The following is an 18,408-nucleotide window of genomic DNA, read 5'->3' as shown; positions in this document are numbered from 1 at the left end:
CCTTATGCATTGGGCGGGCCGTCTGTTTGCCGGAAGCACTCTCTCCCCCCTCACCGGAAATGTGGCTCAGGCAGTGCTGCCGGATGGCTTACGCCAGGCTTTGGCCAAGACTTATTCAGCCAGGGCCGGTACTTCTTTCGGCACGAAGTCCGGATAGGCAGCGCCACCGGTTTCCGACGCGTCAAGGCCTTCATCCTCTTCCTTCGCACCGGCGCGGATGCCGATCGTGAAGCGAAGCAGGTACCACAGCACGATCGAGACACCGAACACGAACACGGCGTTCGCGCCGACGCCGACAGCCTGACCCATGAAGGTCGTGCCGTCATTGGAGAACGGAACCACCATGGTGCCGAGAATGCCGCAGGCAAGGTGGGCCGGGATGGCGCCGACAACGTCGTCGACCCGCATTGCCTCAAGCAGAGGCGTGACGAAGAAGATCACGACACCGCCGGCACTACCGAACAGTGCCGCCTGCCAGATCGCCGGTGCCGATGGCTCTGCGGTGATCGCGACGAGACCGCCAATGGCACCATTGAGGGCCATGGCGACATCGACCTTGCCTTTCAGCAGGATGCAGAGAAGGACAACGCTGATGACGCCGCAGGCAGCGGCCATGTTGGTGTTGACGAAGATGTTGGAGACAGCGATCGCGTCAGCCTGGGACCCAAGGGCAAGCTGCGAGCCGCCATTGAAGCCGAACCAGCCGAGCCACAGGATGAAGACACCCAGTGTCGCGAGCGGCAGGGACGAACCGGCGAAACGGTTGATCTCGCCATTCGGGCCATATTTGCCGCGGCGCGGGCCGAGGGCGATGGCACCGGCAAGAGCTGCCCAGCCACCGGTCGCGTGAACGAGCGTGGAGCCGGCAAAGTCCGAGAAGCCGTAATTGGAGCCAAGGAAGCCGCCGCCCCATACCCACGAAGCCTGGACAGGATAGATGAAGCCGGTCAGCGCAACGGTGAACAGGAAGAACGGCATGATGCGGATGCGCTCGGCAACCGTGCCGGAGACGATCGAGGCTGCCGTTGCCACGAAGACCATCTGGAAGAACCAGTCGGAATGCGAGGAATAACCGGTTTCGAGGGCGGCGGAATCATCCGCCCCCCAGAAGAAGCCGGCCCAGCCGAAGAAGCCGGTCGGATTGTCGCCATAGATGATGCCGTAGCCGACGACCCAGACCATGACGGTGGCGATGGAATAGAGCGTGATGTTTTTCAGACAGATGGTGGCCGCGTTCTTGGAACGCACCATGCCGGCCTCGAGCATGCAGAAACCCGCCGCCATGAACATCACGACCATACCCATGATCATGAACAGCAGCGTGTTGAAGATAAAGGCGGTTTCCGCCGAGACACCTTCCTGCGCAAAGGCTGCGCCTCCGGTGGTCAGCGCGAGGGCGCCCATCGCCCCTGCGAGATAGATCTTTTTCATAACTTAACCCCTCAATAAAAGGCAGCCTTCATGGGCCGCATTTTTTGATATCGACGGGTCATCTTGTCCGAAAATGTGTTGCATCGCAATAGCAATTAGCCATTTATCCCAAAACTTTTGAACTTATTGATTTAATGCTGTTGTTTGCTTGCCCTTCTGGGTTTTATGTGGCTTATTGCCGGGCTGAGGGCTATCATACCGGCCACACGCGTAGGGTATCTTGGGAGTGAATGGGGTTATGTCGGAAGCTGAGGTTGCACAGCAGCTGATCGCCGATCTGCAGGCGAATATCGGGGTTATCAGTATTTCTATCATCGTGTTGTTGCTGGCTGGCCTGCTGGCGCTCGGCACGACATTGAGCAATGCCTCGCGGGCCATGCGCGAATTGCGCGACGGTGTCTCGCGGCAGGGCAATGCCGGGCGCGGGATGCAGATGTCCTACGGCGCACAGCAAGCAGACCCGCATCGCTCCTCCCACCGCCTCGCGCGGACATATGCCACACCGCCCCGCCCGATCGGCCGCGACCTGCCACTGGCCCGCAAGTCATCGCCGCGCCACCAGGCCCGTGCTTTCGCTGGCCCGGAGACAGCGCAGCGGCGGCCGCGTCGCAGGGGCGACCGCCACAGCCTCATCTAGGGATTTCGCACCCCCTCGCATGATCGCGAAAACGCGCCGGAACCGCTTCCGGCGCGCCGCTTTTTCTGCATCGCAGCAGGCTTTGCCAAAGGGCTGGCGTACATGGTGCGAAGTTTTTGAAAATATCCAGAAATATCAATTAGTTGGCAACGCACAGAGTGCTTGACCCCGTTTCTTGCCGTGGTATAAACCGCGCGATTTGACGCTACCGGCACGCGGTCAGCAGGAGCACACCCTTGGACTCCAGGCATCAAGACGACGACCTGCCCTCGATCGACGAGTTCGGCGAGCGGCTGGACAAGTCCCGCCGGAAGGACGACGCGGTCGAGGACCTGCAGCGCAGCGAGCGGTCGGCGTTGGGTCAGGCCTTCCGTATCGGGACGGAAATGCTGGCGGCACTCCTCGTCGCCGGCGCCCTCGGCTACGGCATCGATCAGCTGATCGGGTCCAAGCCGTGGTTCATGCTCGCCGGACTGGCCCTTGGCTTTGCCGCCGGTATCCTGAATGTGTACCGGGCGATGAATGAAATGAACGCCGCTCTTGAAGAAGAGAGCAAAGACGAATAAGAGGCGCGCTGATCAGTGTGCGCCGCGCGCGACATGCTCTGTAACTTGGGCGCTGTAACTTGGGGCTGGTATGACAGCAATAACGACGATGACCGCGGTACTCGCCACCCTGGCCGGGCCAATGGAGCAATTCGAGATCCTGGATATCATCCATCTCGACCTCGCCGGCGTGAACATCTCGTTCACCAATGCCAGCCTGTGGATGCTGATCAGCGTTGTTGCGGTTTCCGTGTTCATGTTCGCCGCGACCAACCGCGCCCAGATGGTGCCGGGCAAGATGCAATCCGCCGGCGAGAGCCTGTATCAGTTCATCGCCGACATGCTGCGCGATGCCTGCGGCTCGGAAGGCATGAGATTCTTCCCCTATATCTTCACGCTGTTCATGTTCATCTTCTCGTGCAACCTGCTCGGCCTGTGGCCAACGATCCCGGGATTGCCGTACGCGCTGCACACTTTCACCCCGACCAGCCACATCATCGTCACCTTCGCGCTGGCCATGGTCACGATCACGATCCTGCTGGTCTATGGCTTCTACAAGAACGGTATCGGCTTCCTGAAACTGTTCGTGCCGTCGGGCGTGCCCTGGTGGCTGCTGTGGCTGATCCCGCTGATCGAGATCGTTTCCTTCATCTCGCGCCCGATCTCGCTGGCCATTCGTCTGTTCGCCAACATGCTCGCCGGGCACATGATCCTGAAGATCTTTGCCGGCTTCATCACGGCGCTGCTGGCGGCCGGTCCGATGGTCGGCTGGCTCGCCATCTTCCCGTTCCTCGGCAATGTCGCCCTGTTCCTGCTCGAACTGCTCGTCGCCTTCCTGCAGGCCTATGTCTTCGCCATTCTCAGCAGCGTCTATCTCAACGACGCGCTGCACCCCAGTCACTAACGGATAATGCAGTTTCCTGCGCGGATGCCGGGCCAGCCGCGATGCCAGGAGTAACGGTCCACTTGAAACGCCAGTTTGAACCATTTAGGAGAAAAAAAATGGACGTAGAAGCAGCAAAAATGATCGGTGCAGGCATTGCAGCCCTCCCGCTCGCCGGCGCCGGTATCGGCCTCGGCATGATCTTCAGCTCGTTCCTGACAGGTGCCTTCCGCAACCCGTCCGCCGCCGCCGGCAACCAGCAGACCCTGCTGCTCGGCTTCGCGCTGACGGAATTCACGGGCCTGCTGGCCTTCGTCGTTGCGATCATCATCCTGTTCGTCGTCTAGTTCAGGCGATCCCAACACCAAGCTGAAAGGGGAGTTGGCATGACGCCGATTCTCATGATCATGGCATTCGCACCGGGAGAGGCCGCTGAAAGTTCCGGCGGCCTCCCGCAGATGGATGTCTCGACCTATCCGAGCCAGCTGTTCTGGCTCGCGCTGACCTTCGGCATCCTCTACTGGCTGATGGACAGGGTATTCCTGCCGAAACTGGGCGGCATCATCGAGGAGCGGCGCAACCGCATCGCCGATGATTACGACAAGGCGGCCGAGTTCAAGCGTGAGGCGGGGGAGGCTGAGGAAGCCTATCGCAAGGCGCTGGCCGATGCCCGTGCCAAGGCTGCCTCGATCGCTGCCGAGACCCGCGCCTCGCTCGACGAGGAAATCGCCGGCATGCAGGCCGACATGGACGAGACGCTGAACCAGCAGATCGCCGCCGCCGAAGCCCGCATCGCGCAGATGCAGACCGCCGCCGAGGCCAAGGTCCGGGAAGCGGCCATTGAGACGACCAAGGCTGTCGTGCAGGTGCTGATCGACGAGCAGCCGGACGATGCTGCCGTCAAGAATGCCATTGAAGCCGCGCAGGCTTCGTAAGGGTTGAATGATGATGCTGCTGCAATATGAAGAAGCCCCCCAGGGTCAACCCCAGGGCGAGCCGACCGCCGCCGAGGTGATGCAGGAAGAACTGGCTGTCGATGCCAATGGCTATGGCGAGTACGAATCGGTACCGGTCTGGCTCGACACCTATCTGTGGACGCTGCTGCCGTTCCTGTGCGTCGTCCTGCTGTTCTGGTTCATGGGCGTGCACAAGACCGTCGGCGGCATGCTTGACCGCCGCGGCAAGACGATCGCCTCGGAACTTGAACAAGCGCGCGACCTTCGCGAGGAGGCGCAGGAGCTTCTGGCCAAGTATCAGCGCCGCCAGCGTGAAGCCGAGGAAGAGGCCCAGGGCATCATCGATCAGGCCAAGCGCGATGCCAAGCGCATGGCCGAGGAAACCCGCAAGAAACTTGACGAGCAGCTGGCCCGCCGCTCTAAGGCCGCGGAAGAGAAGATCGCCCGCGCCGAGGCACAGGCCATTGCCGCAGTGCGCAACCGCACGGCCGATGTCGCCGCCGCCGCCGCCGAGCAGATCGTGCGCCAGCGCCTCGACACCCAGGCCGGCGCCGCCCTCGTCGACCGCGCCATCGCCAATGTGCGCAGCAAGCTGACCTGACCGCTAAAATCTCCGGCATATCGTTAACGGATGACAGCCCGGCCCCGCGGTTAAGCGGTTTGGCCGGGCTTTTTCGTTAACCTTTTATCATGGGTTAAATGGTAGAAAGCTTTCCCGGGCTTAATCGGACGGTCATGTTCCGGCAGGGTGCCCGGGCTCATAGTAGGTTCAACAAGGAGTTGATCCCATGACCTATAAAGGGCGTTTTACCTATCTTCCCGGCACGACCGAGATGGCGCAGCATAATGCGGGCCTGTCCTTCGTTCTCGATGGCGGCTTTGGCCCGATGCGGCTGAATCGCGAGGCAAAGGCCGAACAGGCAGCACCGCGCGAGCCGGTACTACAGCATGCTTTTGCAAAATAGCCGCTCCAGCGCTATATTCCCGTCAGGGGGATATGGAGTTGGAGATTGCCATGACTAAACTCAATATCGGCCTGTTGGCTGCAATACCCATGCTGGCCCTTGCAGGTGCCTGCGCCAGCACTGACGGCCCCGTCCGCTTCGACGAAGCCTCGGTCACCAGCGACAGCCGGTTTGCCGAGTACGAGAAAGTCTATATCGCCGACGTCACCTATGACGCATCTATCGCGGCCCGCGACTCAGGTCTGGCCAGCGCACGCTTCGGCGCCACCGAGCGTCCCGTGCGCGAACGCGACCTGGAGGCCAAGGCCGACGATCTCGAGCGTGTGCTCAAGCGCGAGATCGGCAAGACCAAGCAGATCGTCCGCGCGCCCGGCGATGGCGTGCTGACCGTCAGCGCGACGATCACCGACCTGGCGGCCAACCAGCCGACCATGGCCGATATCTCGCAACAGCCAAGCCTGAGCCAGGACTCGGTCTATACCGGCAAATCGACTGTCTCGATCACGCTGAGCGAGAATGGCCGCACGCTGGCAACGCTGAGCGAGTCCTATCAGGGCGATCTGAACGACAATGTCGGCCGCCCCGGTATCTGGCAGGACGCTGACCGCGGCTTCTATTTCACCGCGAACAAGATCGCCCGTTACATCAGCTAACGGATCGATCACTGCAGACAGAAAGAAAGCCGCCCCTCACCCGGGCGGCTTTTTCGTGTCAGGCCCGGGCGTGGTTTCAGGGCTTGATGGTATAGGTGCAGGCTTCGCCATTGGACGGCCGCTCGACGACGACGCGGGCGAGACCGGCAAAGCGCGGCTGCAGCTTGCCGGCGACCCAGAGGCAGATGTTCTCCAGGGTGGGCATGGACAGCCCCTCGATCTCGTTGAGCAGGCGATGGTCGAGCTGTTCGTGGATGCCGGACAAGGCATCGTTGATGTCGCCAAAATCCTCGACCCAGCCGGTGACCGGGTCGGGCTCGCCTTCAAGCTCGACGGTCAGGCGGAAGGAATGGCCATGCATGCGCGCATAGGGCCGCTCGTCCGAGTCGAGGGACAGGAAATGAGCCGCGTCGAAAGTCACGGATTTGGCGATACGCATCATGTCAGTCGTCTTCTTCGGTTCGGCCTGCTGATGCTCAGGGGATCCCCGTCAGCTTGTGGATCTGCAGGCTCAGCCGCCATTGCGGGTGGCGGCGGCAATACTCTATAGCGGCGGCTGTATGGCGCGAAATCTCCGGGCCGTCCATAGGCTGGAGGAAAAAATGCGCAAAGGAGAGCGCGGCGAACCGCTCCGGCCGGGCCTTTTGCTGGAAATAGACGAGCTTCAATTCATCGCCGGAGGTCTGGACCAGCGGCGCATCGGCCTTGGGGCTGACGCAGATCCAGTCGAGCCCGGTAGGCGCTGCCACCGTGCCATTGGTCTCGACCCCGACCTGGAGACCGGCCTCATGCAGGGCCGCGATCAGGGGCGCATCGAGCTGCAAGAGCGGCTCGCCACCCGTGCAGATGACATAGGGAATGCCCTCGCCCGGGGCGGCCTCGGCGTCCCACATCTGCCGCGCCGCTGCGGCGAGGGAAGCAGGCGTGCCGAACTTGCCGCCGCCCGGCCCGTCCGTGCCGATGAAATCCGTATCGCAGAAATCGCAGACGGCGCGGCCGCGGTCCTGCTCGCGCCCGGTCCACAGATTGCAGCCGGCAAAGCGCAGGAAGACCGCGGCGCGGCCGGTCTGCGCGCCCTCCCCCTGCAGGGTGAAATACATTTCCTTGACTGAATAGATGCGGCTCATGCCGATGGTCCGGGCGCGGCCCTGTAGTCGTTCCAGCCCTTTTCGCGCAGCTCGCAGGCCGGGCAGGTGCCACAGCCATAGCCCCAGACGTGACGGTGGTCCCGGTCGCCGCGATAGCAGGTGTGGCTGTGCTCGACGATCAGGCCGACAAGCTCCGTGCCGCCCTCTGCCTCGGCCATTTCCCAGGTCTGCCCCTTGGTCAGATGCATCAGCGGTGTCTTCAGGCGGAAATCCGCGTCCATACCGAGGCGCAGGGCCTGCATCTGGGCTTCCAGCGTATCGGCGCGGCAGTCGGGATAGCCGGAAAAGTCCGTCTCGCACATGCCGCCGACCAGCGTGCCCATATTGCGGCGATAGGCAAGCGCTGCCGCGAGGACGAGGAAGGCGAGGTTGCGGCCGGGCACGAAGGTGTTGGGCAGGCCGCTTTCGGCCATCTGGAATTCGACGTCGCCGGTCATCGCTGTTTCGCCCAGCGCCGACAGGGCTTCGAGATCGACGAGGTGATCCTCTCCCAGCTTCGCGCCCCAGCCCTGGAAATGGCTGGCAATTTCGCGGCGCAGGGCAAGGCGCGCTTTCAACTCCACATGGTGACGCTGGCCATAGGCAAAGCCGACGGTTTCGACATGGGCATAGCGCGACAGGGTCCAGGCGAGACAGGTCGCAGAATCCTGTCCGCCGGAAAAAAGTACGAGCGCCCTGTCTTCAGCCAGCTTCATGGCAGTCACATCTCCATCGGTCGGAAAGACGCTCCCATACTGCAAAAACCATCGGGATGCCAACGCGGCCCCCGCATTTTTTTGAACGCAGGGCACAACCTGCGCATGCCTTTAGGAGAATTTTAAACATTCTCGCGCATAAGTTGCGTATCGGAGAGGTAACCGCCACACCACCACCTGAAAGCTGATCCCGAAACAGGCTTTCAATTCTCTCCCGATCCGAACGCCGCCGGATTCCGCACCGGCGGCGTTCCTTTATCTTGGCAGGTGCTGCCGCACGCCATCAGCATCCGGCGTCCCGGCTGACAGTTCGGTCGCATCATGGGCGTGGCCGTCATCATGGAGGTCATGATGCGCAAAGCTGAGGCCCATCGCCAAAATCACACCGAGTACATAGACGATAACGGCGGCAAACCGGTTCGTATTGGTAATATGGACGGTCAAATGTGTTGCCCCGACATAGAGCAGGGCACCGGCAGCAACCGATACCAAGATGCCGAGCACATCTGGCGGGGCATCATGCAAATATTCCACCGAGATGAGAGCGCCCAGCGGCGTGGTCAGGGCCGCACCGAAGAAAGCGACGATGACGGCTATACTCGGTTTCATGCCGCTGCCGCGGAGGATGGCAAAGAGTATCATACCCTCTGCGAATTCATGCAGGATCAGCCCGATCGAGGCCATCATGCCAATGAAGATGTCGTGCTCGTAGAGAATGCCGTACTCTATGCCGTCGAGAAAAGAGTGAAGACCGATGCCAAGCAGGGGAGCGATTGCAACCCCGGCATTGGGCTCATGCCTCAACAGGGCATTGATCATATACAGGGACAGATAGCCGCCCAGCGCCCAGTAGGGGGCGTTCGCCGTCATGGCGAGGCCTTCGGGGAACAGGCGCAGCGCCGTCATCACCAGCACACCGGCAGCAAAAGCAGAGAAATAGCCGGAATACTTGTCGGCGAAGGATTCGTTCAGCCAGACGCAGACCAGGCCGAGCGTCGCCATCAGGGCGGCGATCAGGCTCGCAATCAATGCGGGCGAATTCCATTCGACGAGATACGCCAATACCATAAGCGGTAAACTGCAGCCGACTGCATCCCCAAATTCTCGATTCCCCGGGCGGGTCAGCCTGCGCATGGGTCAGCCTGGTGCCGGTGGTTCCCTTAACACCATCTTAACCTTTGCGAAAGACAGCGCAAGCCGTTGTTATATAATCACACACATTAACAGGGGCTTGCTTGTCAACTTAAAACTCTAATCGTTTCGGTCGCGTAACGGCAATTCGGCAACACCCGACCGCCATCCGGACGCCGAACGGCCGGGCGTACCAATCAGGCCGCCGTCGCCTCTTCGACCGGATCGTGCTCTGCGACCCAATGGCCGGGCGAGACCTCGATCAGCTTCGGGCGATATTGCACCGCATCCGGATCGTCTATCACTTTCGACTTGAGGAAGCGCAGCGGCGCCCGGGTGTCGAGCGGTGACGGCAGGTCGCCTTCCAGCCTCACCCGCGGCTTGGATTTCTCGATCTGCGGGTCCGGCGTCGGCACGGCCAGGATCAGCGCCCTGGTATAGGGATGGCGCGCATCCTCGTAGATCGCATTGCGGTCGGCGAGTTCGACGATCTGGCCGAGATACAGCACCATGACCCGGTGGGAAACCTCGCGCACGACGGACAGGTCGTGGGAGATGAAGATCAGCGATGTGCCGAAATCATGCTGCAGGTCGATCAGCAGGTCGATGATCTGCGCCTGTACCGAGACGTCGAGGGCGGAGACGGCCTCGTCGCAGATGACCATTTCCGGCTCAAGGATCATCGCCCGGGCGATACCGACACGCTGGTTCTGGCCGCCTGACAGCTCGTGCGGATAGCGGTTGAGGAAGGCGCCGGGCAGACCGACCCGTTCCAGCAGCGAGCGCACGCGGGCGTTGATTTCCTTCGTACCCAGATTGCTCTTGTGGGTCTTCAGCGGCTCGGCAATGGAGGCGCCGATCGTCATGCGCGGATCGAGGGCGGCAAGCGGGTCCTGGAAGATGATCTGGAAATCCTTGCGCAGGGCACGGATCTTGGCCTTCGACTGCGAGGTCAGATCCTTGCCGAGCCAGACGACCGGCTTTTCGGACTTGCTATCCTTCTTGATCGGCGCGAATTGCAGGATCGCGCGGGCAAGCGTTGACTTGCCGCAGCCGGATTCGCCGACAACGCCCAGCGTCTCGCCGCGCTTGAGATTGAAGCTGACGCCATCGACGGCGCGCAGCGGTTTCTTCTTCCGGAACAGGCCGGAGCCAACCCTGACCGGGTAATGCACCTTGACCTCGTCGACCTCGAGGAGGGTTGGCGCATCGGCCGGGACCGGACGGATGGCCGGACGGCCATGGCGGTCGGGCTGATCGATCCGCGGCATCGCGTCGAGCAGCATCCTGGTATAATCCTGCTGCGGATTATAGAAGATCTCGTCGGCCGTACCGGACTCGACGAATTCGCCATCCTTCATCACCATCACCCGGTCGCACATGCGCGCAACCACGCCCATATCGTGGGTGATGATGGCGATGCCCATATTCTGCTCGGTCTTCAGATCGGCCATGATGTCGAGGATCTGGGCCTGCACCGTGACGTCGAGGGCCGTGGTCGGCTCGTCGGCGATCAGAAGTTCCGGATCGCCGAGCAGCGCCATGGCGATCATCACGCGCTGGCGCATGCCGCCGGACAGCTCGTGCGGAAATTGCCGCAGCCGCCGCGCGCCCTCGGGAATGCGCACGCGCTCGAGCAGCTCGATCGAGCGCTGGCGGGCTTTCTCGCCGGTGATCTTCTTGTGCAGGGCCAGTACCTCGCCCATCTGGTCGCCGATCGTCATATGCGGTGTCAGCGAGGTCAGCGGGTCCTGGAAGATCATGGTGATCCGGTCGCCGAGGATCTGGCGGCGCTTGCCGGCTCGCATCCTGAGGAGGTCTTCGCCATGATAGAGCGCTTCGCCGGACACGCGGCCATTGTCGGCGACGAGACCCACGGCCGACAGGCAGGTCTGGCTCTTGCCGGAGCCGGATTCGCCGACAATCCCGACGCATTCCCCGGCATTGATTGCCAGGGAGACGCCCTTCACGGCATTGACGACGCCATCGGGGGTCGCGAAATCGACGGTCAGGTTCTTCAGCTCGAGGATGGGGCTATCCGGGTTACGCGATACAGACATGAATTCAGGGGCCTCCGGCATGCAGTCACAAACATGCGTTCTGTCGAAAAAGAAGCGCTATATGACCCGGATATGGGCTATGATGCAACTATTGAGACCGTGTCAACGTTTTAACGATAGCCAAACAGGAGGAACTTATGCCCGTATTCAAAATCAGCTTTCTGGCTGCCGGTATTGCCGCGCTACCCCTTCTCGGCGCCTGTTCCAGCGCGCCGTCAGAGACGCAGCAGGAGCGCACCGCCATGGTCGAGGCGCGCAAGGGCGAACAGGTCAACAATGTCTGCTTTGCCGGGCAGATCGATTCCTTCTCCACCATCAATGACAGGGCCGTCGTCGTACGCACCGGCGTGCGCGACCGTTATCTGCTTGAAACGGCAAGCTGTTTCGGCCTCGGCAATGCGCTGTCGCTACAGATCGAGAACCGCGGCGGCTGCCTGACCCGCGGCGATTACATCGTTGCCTATGATTCCGCCTTCGGCAATGACGGCACCGGCCTCAAGCCGTCCCGCTGCCTGATCACGTCGATCCACGAGTGGAAAGACGAAGAGGAAATGGCCGCGCAATAAGCCTGCCGTTCCATCCGTTTTAAACGGCTCCCCGGCCTGCGGCTGCGGGAGCCGTTTTTTGTTGTCTGGCTGCATTCTCCTGCGCATCGGCCTCGACGCGCGCGGGGGCATTTCGATAAGCTCGGCGCAAGCAATGTTAAGGCCCTTGACCATGACCAATCCGGACCGCCTGCAGCCGCTGATCCTGCCCTTTCACGGCAAGACGCCGCAGATCCATGCTTCCGCCTTCATCGCGCCCGGCGCGGTGCTGGTCGGCGATGTCCATGTCGGGCCAGAGGCGAGCGTCTGGTATGGGTGCGTGTTGCGCGCCGACACCAACCGGATCGAGATCGGCGCCGGCTCCAACGTGCAGGACGGCACGATCATCCATGTCGATGCGCCGGACTGGGGCGGCACGCCGGTGATCATCGGGCAGAACGTGCTGATCGGGCACAAATGCATGCTGCATGGCTGCACCGTGGAGGATGGCGGCTTTGTCGGCATGGGCGCGACAATGCTCGACCGGTCGCTGGTCGAGAGCGGCGGCTATCTGGCGGCAGGCGCGTTCCTGTCGCCCGGCAAGACCGTGCCGACGGGCGAGATGTGGGCCGGCATGCCGGCGCGGAAATTCCGTGACCTGAAGGAAGGCGAGGACAGGCACGCGCTGATGGGCTCGGCCCATTATGTCGAGGAGGCGAAAGCCCATGCGGCCGCGCTGGAAGAATTCGACTGCGCCCGGTCCCCTTCCGACTTGTCTGCGGCCGACTTCAAGACGAGTGGCTGTGACTGACGGGTGCAATTGAGGCGGACAATTCAGCCGCCCATGTTGAACGGCAGCAGCACGATGACGGTCAGGATCGCGGCGACGCCGATCCATTTCCACGGGCCCATCCCCTTCCAGGCGATGGCAAGCCAGGACGGTATCTTCATTCGGCTGCCTCCAGCTGGCGCCGGCCGGCCGGCGGCGCTGCGCCCGTCCCTTTTGCCGTGCCCATGGCGGAGCGCACCATGCGCTGGCCATAGATGACGACGCCGGTCACCGACAGGGCCGACAGCGCCGCGCCGAAGACGAACCAGATCAGCTTGGTCCAGATCCCGCCGAAGGTGCCGAAATGCAAGGGGTCGGCCATCTCGGCGATGCGCTGATGCAGCCCGGCATCGCGCGAGCGATGGGTGCCGAGCACGGCGCCGGTCGCCGGGTCGAAGGCGACATAGCTCGCCCGGGCCCTGACCAGCCAGGTGCCGTCCGTATAGCCCTGAAACACCAGCGGCTGGCCGGGGCGGGTCGGCGGCAGCATGACCGAGATATCGAGCCCCGGCTGGACCTCTTCCGCCCGCGCCGCCATCTCGTCGATCATCTCGCCCGTCAGCGTGATCTCGACCTCACGCGCCTTCCCGGTCTCGCCAAAGGACGGTGCCCGCCAGCCAAGGCTTTCGGCCAGATAGAAAAGCCCGGTCAGGGCGATGACCGGCACGAACCACAGCGTCCACAGGGCGACCAGCCGGTGCAGATCGCCGTTCAGGGTGCGGGCGTCGCGGGTGCGCGGTTGCTTCAGGAAGCCGCGCCAGAATTTCTTGTAGACGATCAGCCCGCTGATCATCGAGGCGATCAGCAGGAAGGACAGGGCCGAGACCAGCGGCACGCCCCATTTGACCGGCAGCATCAGATGCCGGTGGGTGTTGCGCAAGAAGCGCTGGAAGCTCATCCAGCCGCGATCGCCGGTCACCTCGCCGGTATAGGGGTTGATGTCGATCAACCGGCGCTCGCCATCGGGCATCTGGCCATAGGCCCCGGCGGCGAACCACGGGTCGAGCGGCCCGGTGAAATAGGACAGGCGCATGTCGGGATAATCCGCCCGCGCCGCCTCATAAAGCGTGCCCCAGCTGACCCGCTCGCTCTGCGCCTGCGGCATCACCCGCATCGACCCATTGGCGAGCCAGTCGAGCTCGTTTGAAATGACCGCCAGCGTGCCGGTGATCAGGATGAAGCTCACGAACAATGAGAGCTTCAGCCCGACCCAGGAATGAATGTCGAACCAAAGACGGCTCTTTTTCTTTCCATTCTTGTTCCCGGGCCGGGCCATACCCCTCTCCTAGAACTTTTTTGAGATCTGCAGGACGACGCTGCGCGGTGCGCCGGGGAAGTGGCCGGTCCGGTCGATAAATCCGGAGGCGGCATATTCCTCGTCGAACAAATTGCGGACATTGACCTGCCCCTGCCAGCCATTGTCGAAGGTCGTGATCCAGGACGCGTCGTAGACGGTATAGGCCTTCACATCCTGACCGGAGAGGGAAATCCGCTCACCGACATAATCGGCGCCGCCGGCGATGGCCGAATTCAGCATCGGCAGCTCATAGCGCGTCCACAGGCCGAAGGCGTGCTCCGGCGCATTGGCAAAGCCGTCGCCCACCGCATTGGTGATCGAGCCCGGCGCGCCGCCGGTGATCGCCGTGTCGTTCCACGCATAGTTGACCTGGAAGGTCCACTGATCGGTGATGTCGCCGACCGCGTCGAGCTCAACGCCCTGCGAGGTCACCTCGCCGATCTGGACGAGGTTGGGCACCCCGCCCGTGCCCGCCGCCGGGTCCGGATTGGCGACGATGACATTGTCTTTGACGATGTCGTAGACCGCCGCCGTCGCGAGGATGCGCCCGTCGAACAGCTCGGCCTTCACGCCGGCCTCGACCTGCTGGCTCTCCTCCGGATCGAACGGCCCGCCATCTTCCGGATCGGTGATGCCCTGCGGGCTGAACCCCTCGCCATAGCTGACATAGAGCGAGACCGGCGGGACCGGCTTGTAGACCGCCCCGGCGCGATAGGAGACGGCCTCGTCATCGGCGCTGTCGCCGCTGAGGGCGTCGGTTTGCTCGAACGAGTCGAAGCGCGCGCCGCCGATGAGGTGGAATTTCTCCGTGATCTCGACCTGGTCCTGGACATAGAGACCATAGCGCTCGCCGCTCGTCTCGGTGCGCCGCCACGGGATCATGTCGAGCTCGTCCTGCAGCAGCAGGAAGCCGGAATTGCCATAGACCGGGTCGATCAGGTCGAGCGGCTGGACCGGGCCGGGGCTGGTGCCGAGCGGGTTGTCCTGACGGGCGGTGCGTGCACGGAAGGTTGCCTCCGTGTCGAAATAGTCGCCGCCGACGAGGATGGTGTGCGCCATGCCGGCGAGGGTTTCCTGCCAGACGAGATCTGCCGTGATCGAGCTTTCCCTGGAGGTGCGGAGCTGATCGCGGAATTCGCGCAAATAGAGCGTCGAGCCCGGCGCGGCAGGGCCGCGGCTCTCGTGATATTGCTGCTGTTCCTCATTGTCGACGATCCGCCCGATCAGCCGCAGCGACAGGGTGTCGGCGAACTCGTGGGTCAGGGTCAGCTGGCCGATGGTCGATTCCAGCGCGAGGAAATCGGTCGCTTCATTGGTGTTCCAGCTGATATCGGTGAGGAAATCCCCGTCATCATTCACCGGCACGCCGCGCAGGCGGTTGCCCGGCAGGTTGATGTCGTAATATTCGAGCGAGGCGACAAGCTCCGTAGACGGACCGGGCCTCCACGCGCCTTGCGCCGTCAGGATGGCGTTCTCCTCGCCGGCATTGTTGCGGAAATCATTGCTCTCTTCATAGAAGCCGCCGAGGCGGAAGGCGATGTCGTCGCGCCCGGCGACAGGCCCGGTGATGTCGCCGGAAACGCCCCACAGCCCGCGATCGCCGAGGGTGACCTCGACCTCGCCGCCTTGCTCATAGTCGGGGGTCTTGGTGACATAGTTGATCAGGCCGCCGGGCTCGCCGCCGCCATAGAGCATGCCCGAGACGCCCTTGAGCACCTCGATCCGCTCGATATTGAACAATTGCGGGACGGAGAAGCCAGCGAAGGGGTCGCCGCGCACGCCATCATAGCGGATCTCGTCCTGGCGGAACCCGCGCGCGACGATACCCGAATAAGAGAAGAAGGTGACGCCGGAAATCGAGCGGTAGAGATCGGTCGTCTCGCGCGCGGCCTGGTCCTCGATCAGCTGGTTGGTCAGCACCTGCACCGACTGCGGCGTGTCGAGAATCGCCGTCGGCGTCTTGGTCGCGAGGCTCGATTCACCGACGCGGTAGAATTCCTGGGCCCGGCCGATGATGACGATCTCGTCGCCATTGTCCTCTTGCCCGCCTGCTTGTGCGCCCTCTTGGGCAAAGGCCATGCCCCCCGCCGAAAACGCCATGACCAGCGCGGCCAAGGCCGCCGACCCGTTCAGATAACCCCTCATGTGATACTCCTGCAATTAATAATGATAATGATTCTTATCTGCAGGAGCCCCCTAACCCACCCGTCATGATGGCGCAAGGGGGGTGCGGCGGCATTTTGAGAATAAGTCGCAAAAAGGCGCCACATTTGCGTGCAGCGGCTTTTCGCGAAGGATGTCGGGAAGAGACCGGGTCAGGCGGCGCGGGTGAAGACCACGCGATTGCGCTCGCCGAGATCGGGCTGTTTTTCATCCCTGATATTGGCCTTGGCGATTTCCCAGCCGAATTTCAGGGCGTTGCCGGTCGTGCTCCACATGGCGGCGTCCTCCAGCGTCAGCTCCATCAGGGCGATATCGGGATCGTCCTTGCCATGCTCGTACCAGGCGGCCACGACCGGGCTCCAATATTCCTCGACCTTGTCGACATTGCCGGAGCGGCGCAGGCGTCCCTTGGCCGAGGCGTAATAATTATTGTGATCGGCAACAAAGGTGAAATGCGCCGTGCATTCCGCGCCGCATTCGGTGACGAGATCGTTCGATTTCCTGGAGAAGAACCAGACCTTGCCATTCTCCGGATCGGCGAAGGGCGCCATGGGCTGCATGTGATCGCGGTTGCACAACAGGCCGAGCATCACCGCATGGACGTCTTCCAGCTCGTCCCAGAACTGTTTTTCCGGGTGTTTGCGGGTCATCTCGGTGTCGGTCATGGCTGTACTCCGGTACTTGGTTTGTTTCAGGATGTGCTGACAGACACCTCGAGCGGGCGCGGGGTTTCACCGGAGAGGATTAAATCAGGCCGCCGCCTGTTTTCCTTGCCAATAGGGGCAAGGACAGACAAAAATGCCGCTCACGCGCCATTTCCGGCCAACGACCAGAATGACGAAAGGGCAGACATCCATGGCAGCCGATGCACCAACCGCCGCACCGAAACAGAAGGGCTTTCTCGGCTGGGTCGAAAAGACCGGCAACAAGCTGCCCGATCCGGTCTTCATCTTCTTCTACCTGATCGGCGCCTTGATCGTGATCTCCCTGATCTGCTGGGCGCTGGGCGTGTCCGCCACCCACCCGACGCTGGTCGGCGAGGACGGCAACCCGGTCGTCATCAGCGCCGTCGCGCTGCTGTCGGGCGACAATATCAGGCGGCTCTGGGTCGAGATGCCGGAGACGTTCACCCACTTCCACCCGCTCGGCTATGTGCTGGTCGTGATGCTGGGCGCCGGTGTCGCCGAACGTTCCGGCCTGTTTGCCAGCGCCATGCGCGCGGCGGTACGCAATGCGCCGAAATTCCTGCTGACACCGGTCGTCGCCCTCGTCGCCATGATCGGCAACCACGCGGCTGACGCGGGTTATGTCGTGCTGATCCCGCTTGCCGGCGTGTTGTTCGCGGCCGCCGGCCGCCATCCGCTCGCCGGGATCGCCGCGGCCTTTGCCGGTGTCTCCGGCGGCTTCTCGGCCAACATCGCGCCGGGCCAGCTCGATGCCCTGCTGTTCGGCATCACCGAGGCCGCTGTCGAAGGCTCCTCCCTCGATCCGAACTGGATCGCGAATATCGCCGGGAATACCTATTTCATCCAGGGCATGACGATCCTGTTCCTGCCGATCATCTGGTTCGTAACCGACGTGATGATCGAGCCGCGCCTCGGCAAATACCAGGGCGGCGGCGACGCGGCCAAGACGCTCGGCGATGAAGACAAGCCGCTGACCGCCGACCAGAAGAAAGGCCTCGGACGCGCCGGGCTCGCCGTTCTCGGTGTCATCGTGTTGTGGCTGATCTTCACCTTCGCCCCGACGACGCCGCTGATCGACGAGACCGCCTGCCCGGCCGCTGTCGCGGCGGCAGGCGACTGTAACCCGATCAGCAACTGGAACCCGTTCTTCAGCTCCCTCGTCGCCGCCTTCTTCATCCTGTTCCTTGCCGCCGGCTGGGCCTATGGCGCGGCTGCAGGCACGATCAGGAACCATCGCGACCTCGTGGAAATGATGGCCGATGCGATGAAGGACCTTGGCTATTACCTCGTCCTCGCCTTCGCCGCAGCCCACTTCGTGGCCATGTTCAACTGGTCGAATCTGGGCCTGATCTCGGCGGTCCATGGCGCCAATGCGATCCAGTCAACCGGCCTGCCGCTGCCGATCCTCCTGGTGCTGATCGTGCTGTTCACCGGCCTGATCAATCTGTTCGTCGGCTCGGCCTCGGCCAAATGGGCGCTGCTCGCGCCCGTGCTGGTGCCGATGCTGATGCTGCTCGGCATCTCGCCGGAAGGGGCGACGGCGGCCTATCGCGTCGGCGATTCAGCGACAAACATCATCACGCCACTGATGGTCTATTTCCCGCTGATCCTGATCTTCTGTCAGCGCTGGCAAAAGGATTTCGGCCTCGGCTCGCTGACCGCGATGATGCTGCCCTATTCGGTCTGGCTGATGATCGGCGGGATCGCGCTGACCTTCTTCTGGGTCTGGGTCGGCTGGCCGCTCGGCCCCGGCGCCGACATGACCTACACCCTGCCGACGGTAACGCCATAAGGCGGCACACTCT

At 62.6% G+C, this 18,408-nt stretch carries 20 protein-coding genes; 11 read left to right on the top strand and 9 right to left on the bottom strand.

The window, feature by feature from the left end:
• Positions 1-111: 111 nt before the first annotated feature.
• The gene (gene amtB / locus IEV88_RS00210) at positions 112-1,431 is read right to left on the bottom strand and encodes an ammonium transporter AmtB (RefSeq protein ID WP_188159297.1); all 1,320 of its coding nucleotides are present in this window, start codon (positions 1,429-1,431) and stop codon (positions 112-114) included.
• A 238-nt stretch (positions 1,432-1,669) separates the two neighbouring features.
• On the opposite strand from amtB, the gene IEV88_RS00205 reads away from it, so the two are divergent.
• The 8 genes from IEV88_RS00205 (at position 1,670) to IEV88_RS00170 (ending at position 6,070) form a co-directional block, all read left to right on the top strand.
• Positions 1,670-2,068: a hypothetical protein gene (locus IEV88_RS00205; protein WP_188159296.1), complete on the top strand. Its 399-nt coding sequence runs from the start codon at positions 1,670-1,672 to the stop codon at positions 2,066-2,068.
• Between the two features lie 236 nt (positions 2,069-2,304).
• Positions 2,305-2,634 carry an AtpZ/AtpI family protein gene (locus tag IEV88_RS15180; protein WP_206711288.1) on the top strand — a complete coding sequence of 110 codons (330 nt, stop codon included), beginning with the start codon at positions 2,305-2,307 and terminating at the stop codon, positions 2,632-2,634.
• 70 nt (positions 2,635-2,704) lie between these two features.
• Complete coding sequence (locus tag IEV88_RS00195) at positions 2,705-3,517, top strand: F0F1 ATP synthase subunit A (RefSeq protein ID WP_206711287.1); 813 nt, start codon at positions 2,705-2,707, stop codon at positions 3,515-3,517.
• Between the two features lie 98 nt (positions 3,518-3,615).
• Positions 3,616-3,843 carry a F0F1 ATP synthase subunit C gene (locus IEV88_RS00190; RefSeq protein ID WP_155140961.1) on the top strand — a complete coding sequence of 76 codons (228 nt, stop codon included), beginning with the start codon at positions 3,616-3,618 and terminating at the stop codon, positions 3,841-3,843.
• A gap of 39 nt (positions 3,844-3,882) precedes the next feature.
• Complete coding sequence (locus tag IEV88_RS00185; RefSeq protein WP_188159295.1) at positions 3,883-4,431, top strand: F0F1 ATP synthase subunit B family protein; 549 nt, start codon at positions 3,883-3,885, stop codon at positions 4,429-4,431.
• A 7-nt stretch (positions 4,432-4,438) separates the two neighbouring features.
• Entirely contained in the window at positions 4,439-5,053 is a 615-nt protein-coding gene (gene atpF, locus IEV88_RS00180; RefSeq protein ID WP_229731382.1) for a F0F1 ATP synthase subunit B, read from the top strand.
• 187 nt (positions 5,054-5,240) lie between these two features.
• Positions 5,241-5,417, top strand: a complete 177-nt coding sequence (locus IEV88_RS00175; protein WP_188159294.1) for a hypothetical protein — start codon at positions 5,241-5,243, stop codon at positions 5,415-5,417.
• Between the two features lie 50 nt (positions 5,418-5,467).
• Positions 5,468-6,070 (top strand): DUF3313 family protein, encoded by a 603-nt coding sequence (locus IEV88_RS00170; protein ID WP_188159293.1) that lies wholly within the window; start codon positions 5,468-5,470, stop codon positions 6,068-6,070.
• Between the two features lie 76 nt (positions 6,071-6,146).
• On the opposite strand, the gene IEV88_RS00165 is transcribed toward IEV88_RS00170, so the two are convergent.
• The 5 genes from IEV88_RS00165 to IEV88_RS00145 form a co-directional block, all read right to left on the bottom strand.
• On the bottom strand, positions 6,147-6,512 hold the full coding sequence (locus IEV88_RS00165; protein WP_188159292.1) for a 6-pyruvoyl trahydropterin synthase family protein: 366 nt from the start codon (positions 6,510-6,512) through the stop codon (positions 6,147-6,149).
• A gap of 34 nt (positions 6,513-6,546) precedes the next feature.
• On the bottom strand, positions 6,547-7,197 hold the full coding sequence (queE, locus tag IEV88_RS00160; RefSeq protein ID WP_188159291.1) for a 7-carboxy-7-deazaguanine synthase: 651 nt from the start codon (positions 7,195-7,197) through the stop codon (positions 6,547-6,549).
• Positions 7,194-7,913, bottom strand: coding sequence for a 7-cyano-7-deazaguanine synthase QueC (gene queC / locus IEV88_RS00155; RefSeq protein WP_188159290.1), 720 nt, complete (start codon positions 7,911-7,913; stop codon positions 7,194-7,196). The genes queE and queC overlap by 4 nt, the downstream gene beginning before the upstream one ends.
• A gap of 255 nt (positions 7,914-8,168) precedes the next feature.
• A complete protein-coding gene (locus IEV88_RS00150) occupies positions 8,169-9,047 on the bottom strand; it encodes a ZIP family metal transporter (protein WP_188159289.1) in 879 nt (292 codons plus the stop codon).
• A gap of 194 nt (positions 9,048-9,241) precedes the next feature.
• Positions 9,242-11,104, bottom strand: a complete 1,863-nt coding sequence (locus IEV88_RS00145) for an ABC transporter ATP-binding protein (protein WP_188159288.1) — start codon at positions 11,102-11,104, stop codon at positions 9,242-9,244.
• A gap of 137 nt (positions 11,105-11,241) precedes the next feature.
• Between IEV88_RS00145 and IEV88_RS00140 the strand changes: the two genes are divergently transcribed.
• Entirely contained in the window at positions 11,242-11,670 is a 429-nt protein-coding gene (locus tag IEV88_RS00140; RefSeq protein WP_188159287.1) for a DUF6491 family protein, read from the top strand.
• A 151-nt stretch (positions 11,671-11,821) separates the two neighbouring features.
• Positions 11,822-12,439 carry a gamma carbonic anhydrase family protein gene (locus IEV88_RS00135; RefSeq protein WP_188159286.1) on the top strand — a complete coding sequence of 206 codons (618 nt, stop codon included), beginning with the start codon at positions 11,822-11,824 and terminating at the stop codon, positions 12,437-12,439.
• Positions 12,440-12,575: 136 nt separating this feature from the next.
• Here IEV88_RS00135 and IEV88_RS00130 read toward each other — a convergent pair whose 3' ends face one another.
• The 3 genes from IEV88_RS00130 to IEV88_RS00120 form a co-directional block, all read right to left on the bottom strand.
• Positions 12,576-13,733, bottom strand: coding sequence for a PepSY-associated TM helix domain-containing protein (locus IEV88_RS00130; RefSeq protein WP_188159285.1), 1,158 nt, complete (start codon positions 13,731-13,733; stop codon positions 12,576-12,578).
• Positions 13,734-13,742: 9 nt separating this feature from the next.
• Positions 13,743-15,899, bottom strand: coding sequence for a TonB-dependent siderophore receptor (locus tag IEV88_RS00125; protein WP_188159284.1), 2,157 nt, complete (start codon positions 15,897-15,899; stop codon positions 13,743-13,745).
• Between the two features lie 170 nt (positions 15,900-16,069).
• Positions 16,070-16,582 carry a pyridoxamine 5'-phosphate oxidase family protein gene (locus tag IEV88_RS00120; RefSeq protein ID WP_188159283.1) on the bottom strand — a complete coding sequence of 171 codons (513 nt, stop codon included), beginning with the start codon at positions 16,580-16,582 and terminating at the stop codon, positions 16,070-16,072.
• Positions 16,583-16,772: 190 nt separating this feature from the next.
• Here IEV88_RS00120 and IEV88_RS00115 point away from each other — a divergent pair, with 190 nt between their 5' ends.
• Positions 16,773-18,395: an AbgT family transporter gene (locus tag IEV88_RS00115; RefSeq protein ID WP_188159282.1), complete on the top strand. Its 1,623-nt coding sequence runs from the start codon at positions 16,773-16,775 to the stop codon at positions 18,393-18,395.
• The last annotated feature ends 13 nt before the right edge of the window (positions 18,396-18,408 follow it).

This window comes from Aquisalinus flavus (assembly GCF_014640095.1).
GTDB classification, from domain to species: Bacteria; Pseudomonadota; Alphaproteobacteria; order Caulobacterales; family Parvularculaceae; genus Aquisalinus; species Aquisalinus flavus.
The sequence above is the reverse complement of the archived record's forward strand: the minus strand, read 5'-3'. Positions and strand labels throughout refer to the sequence as shown.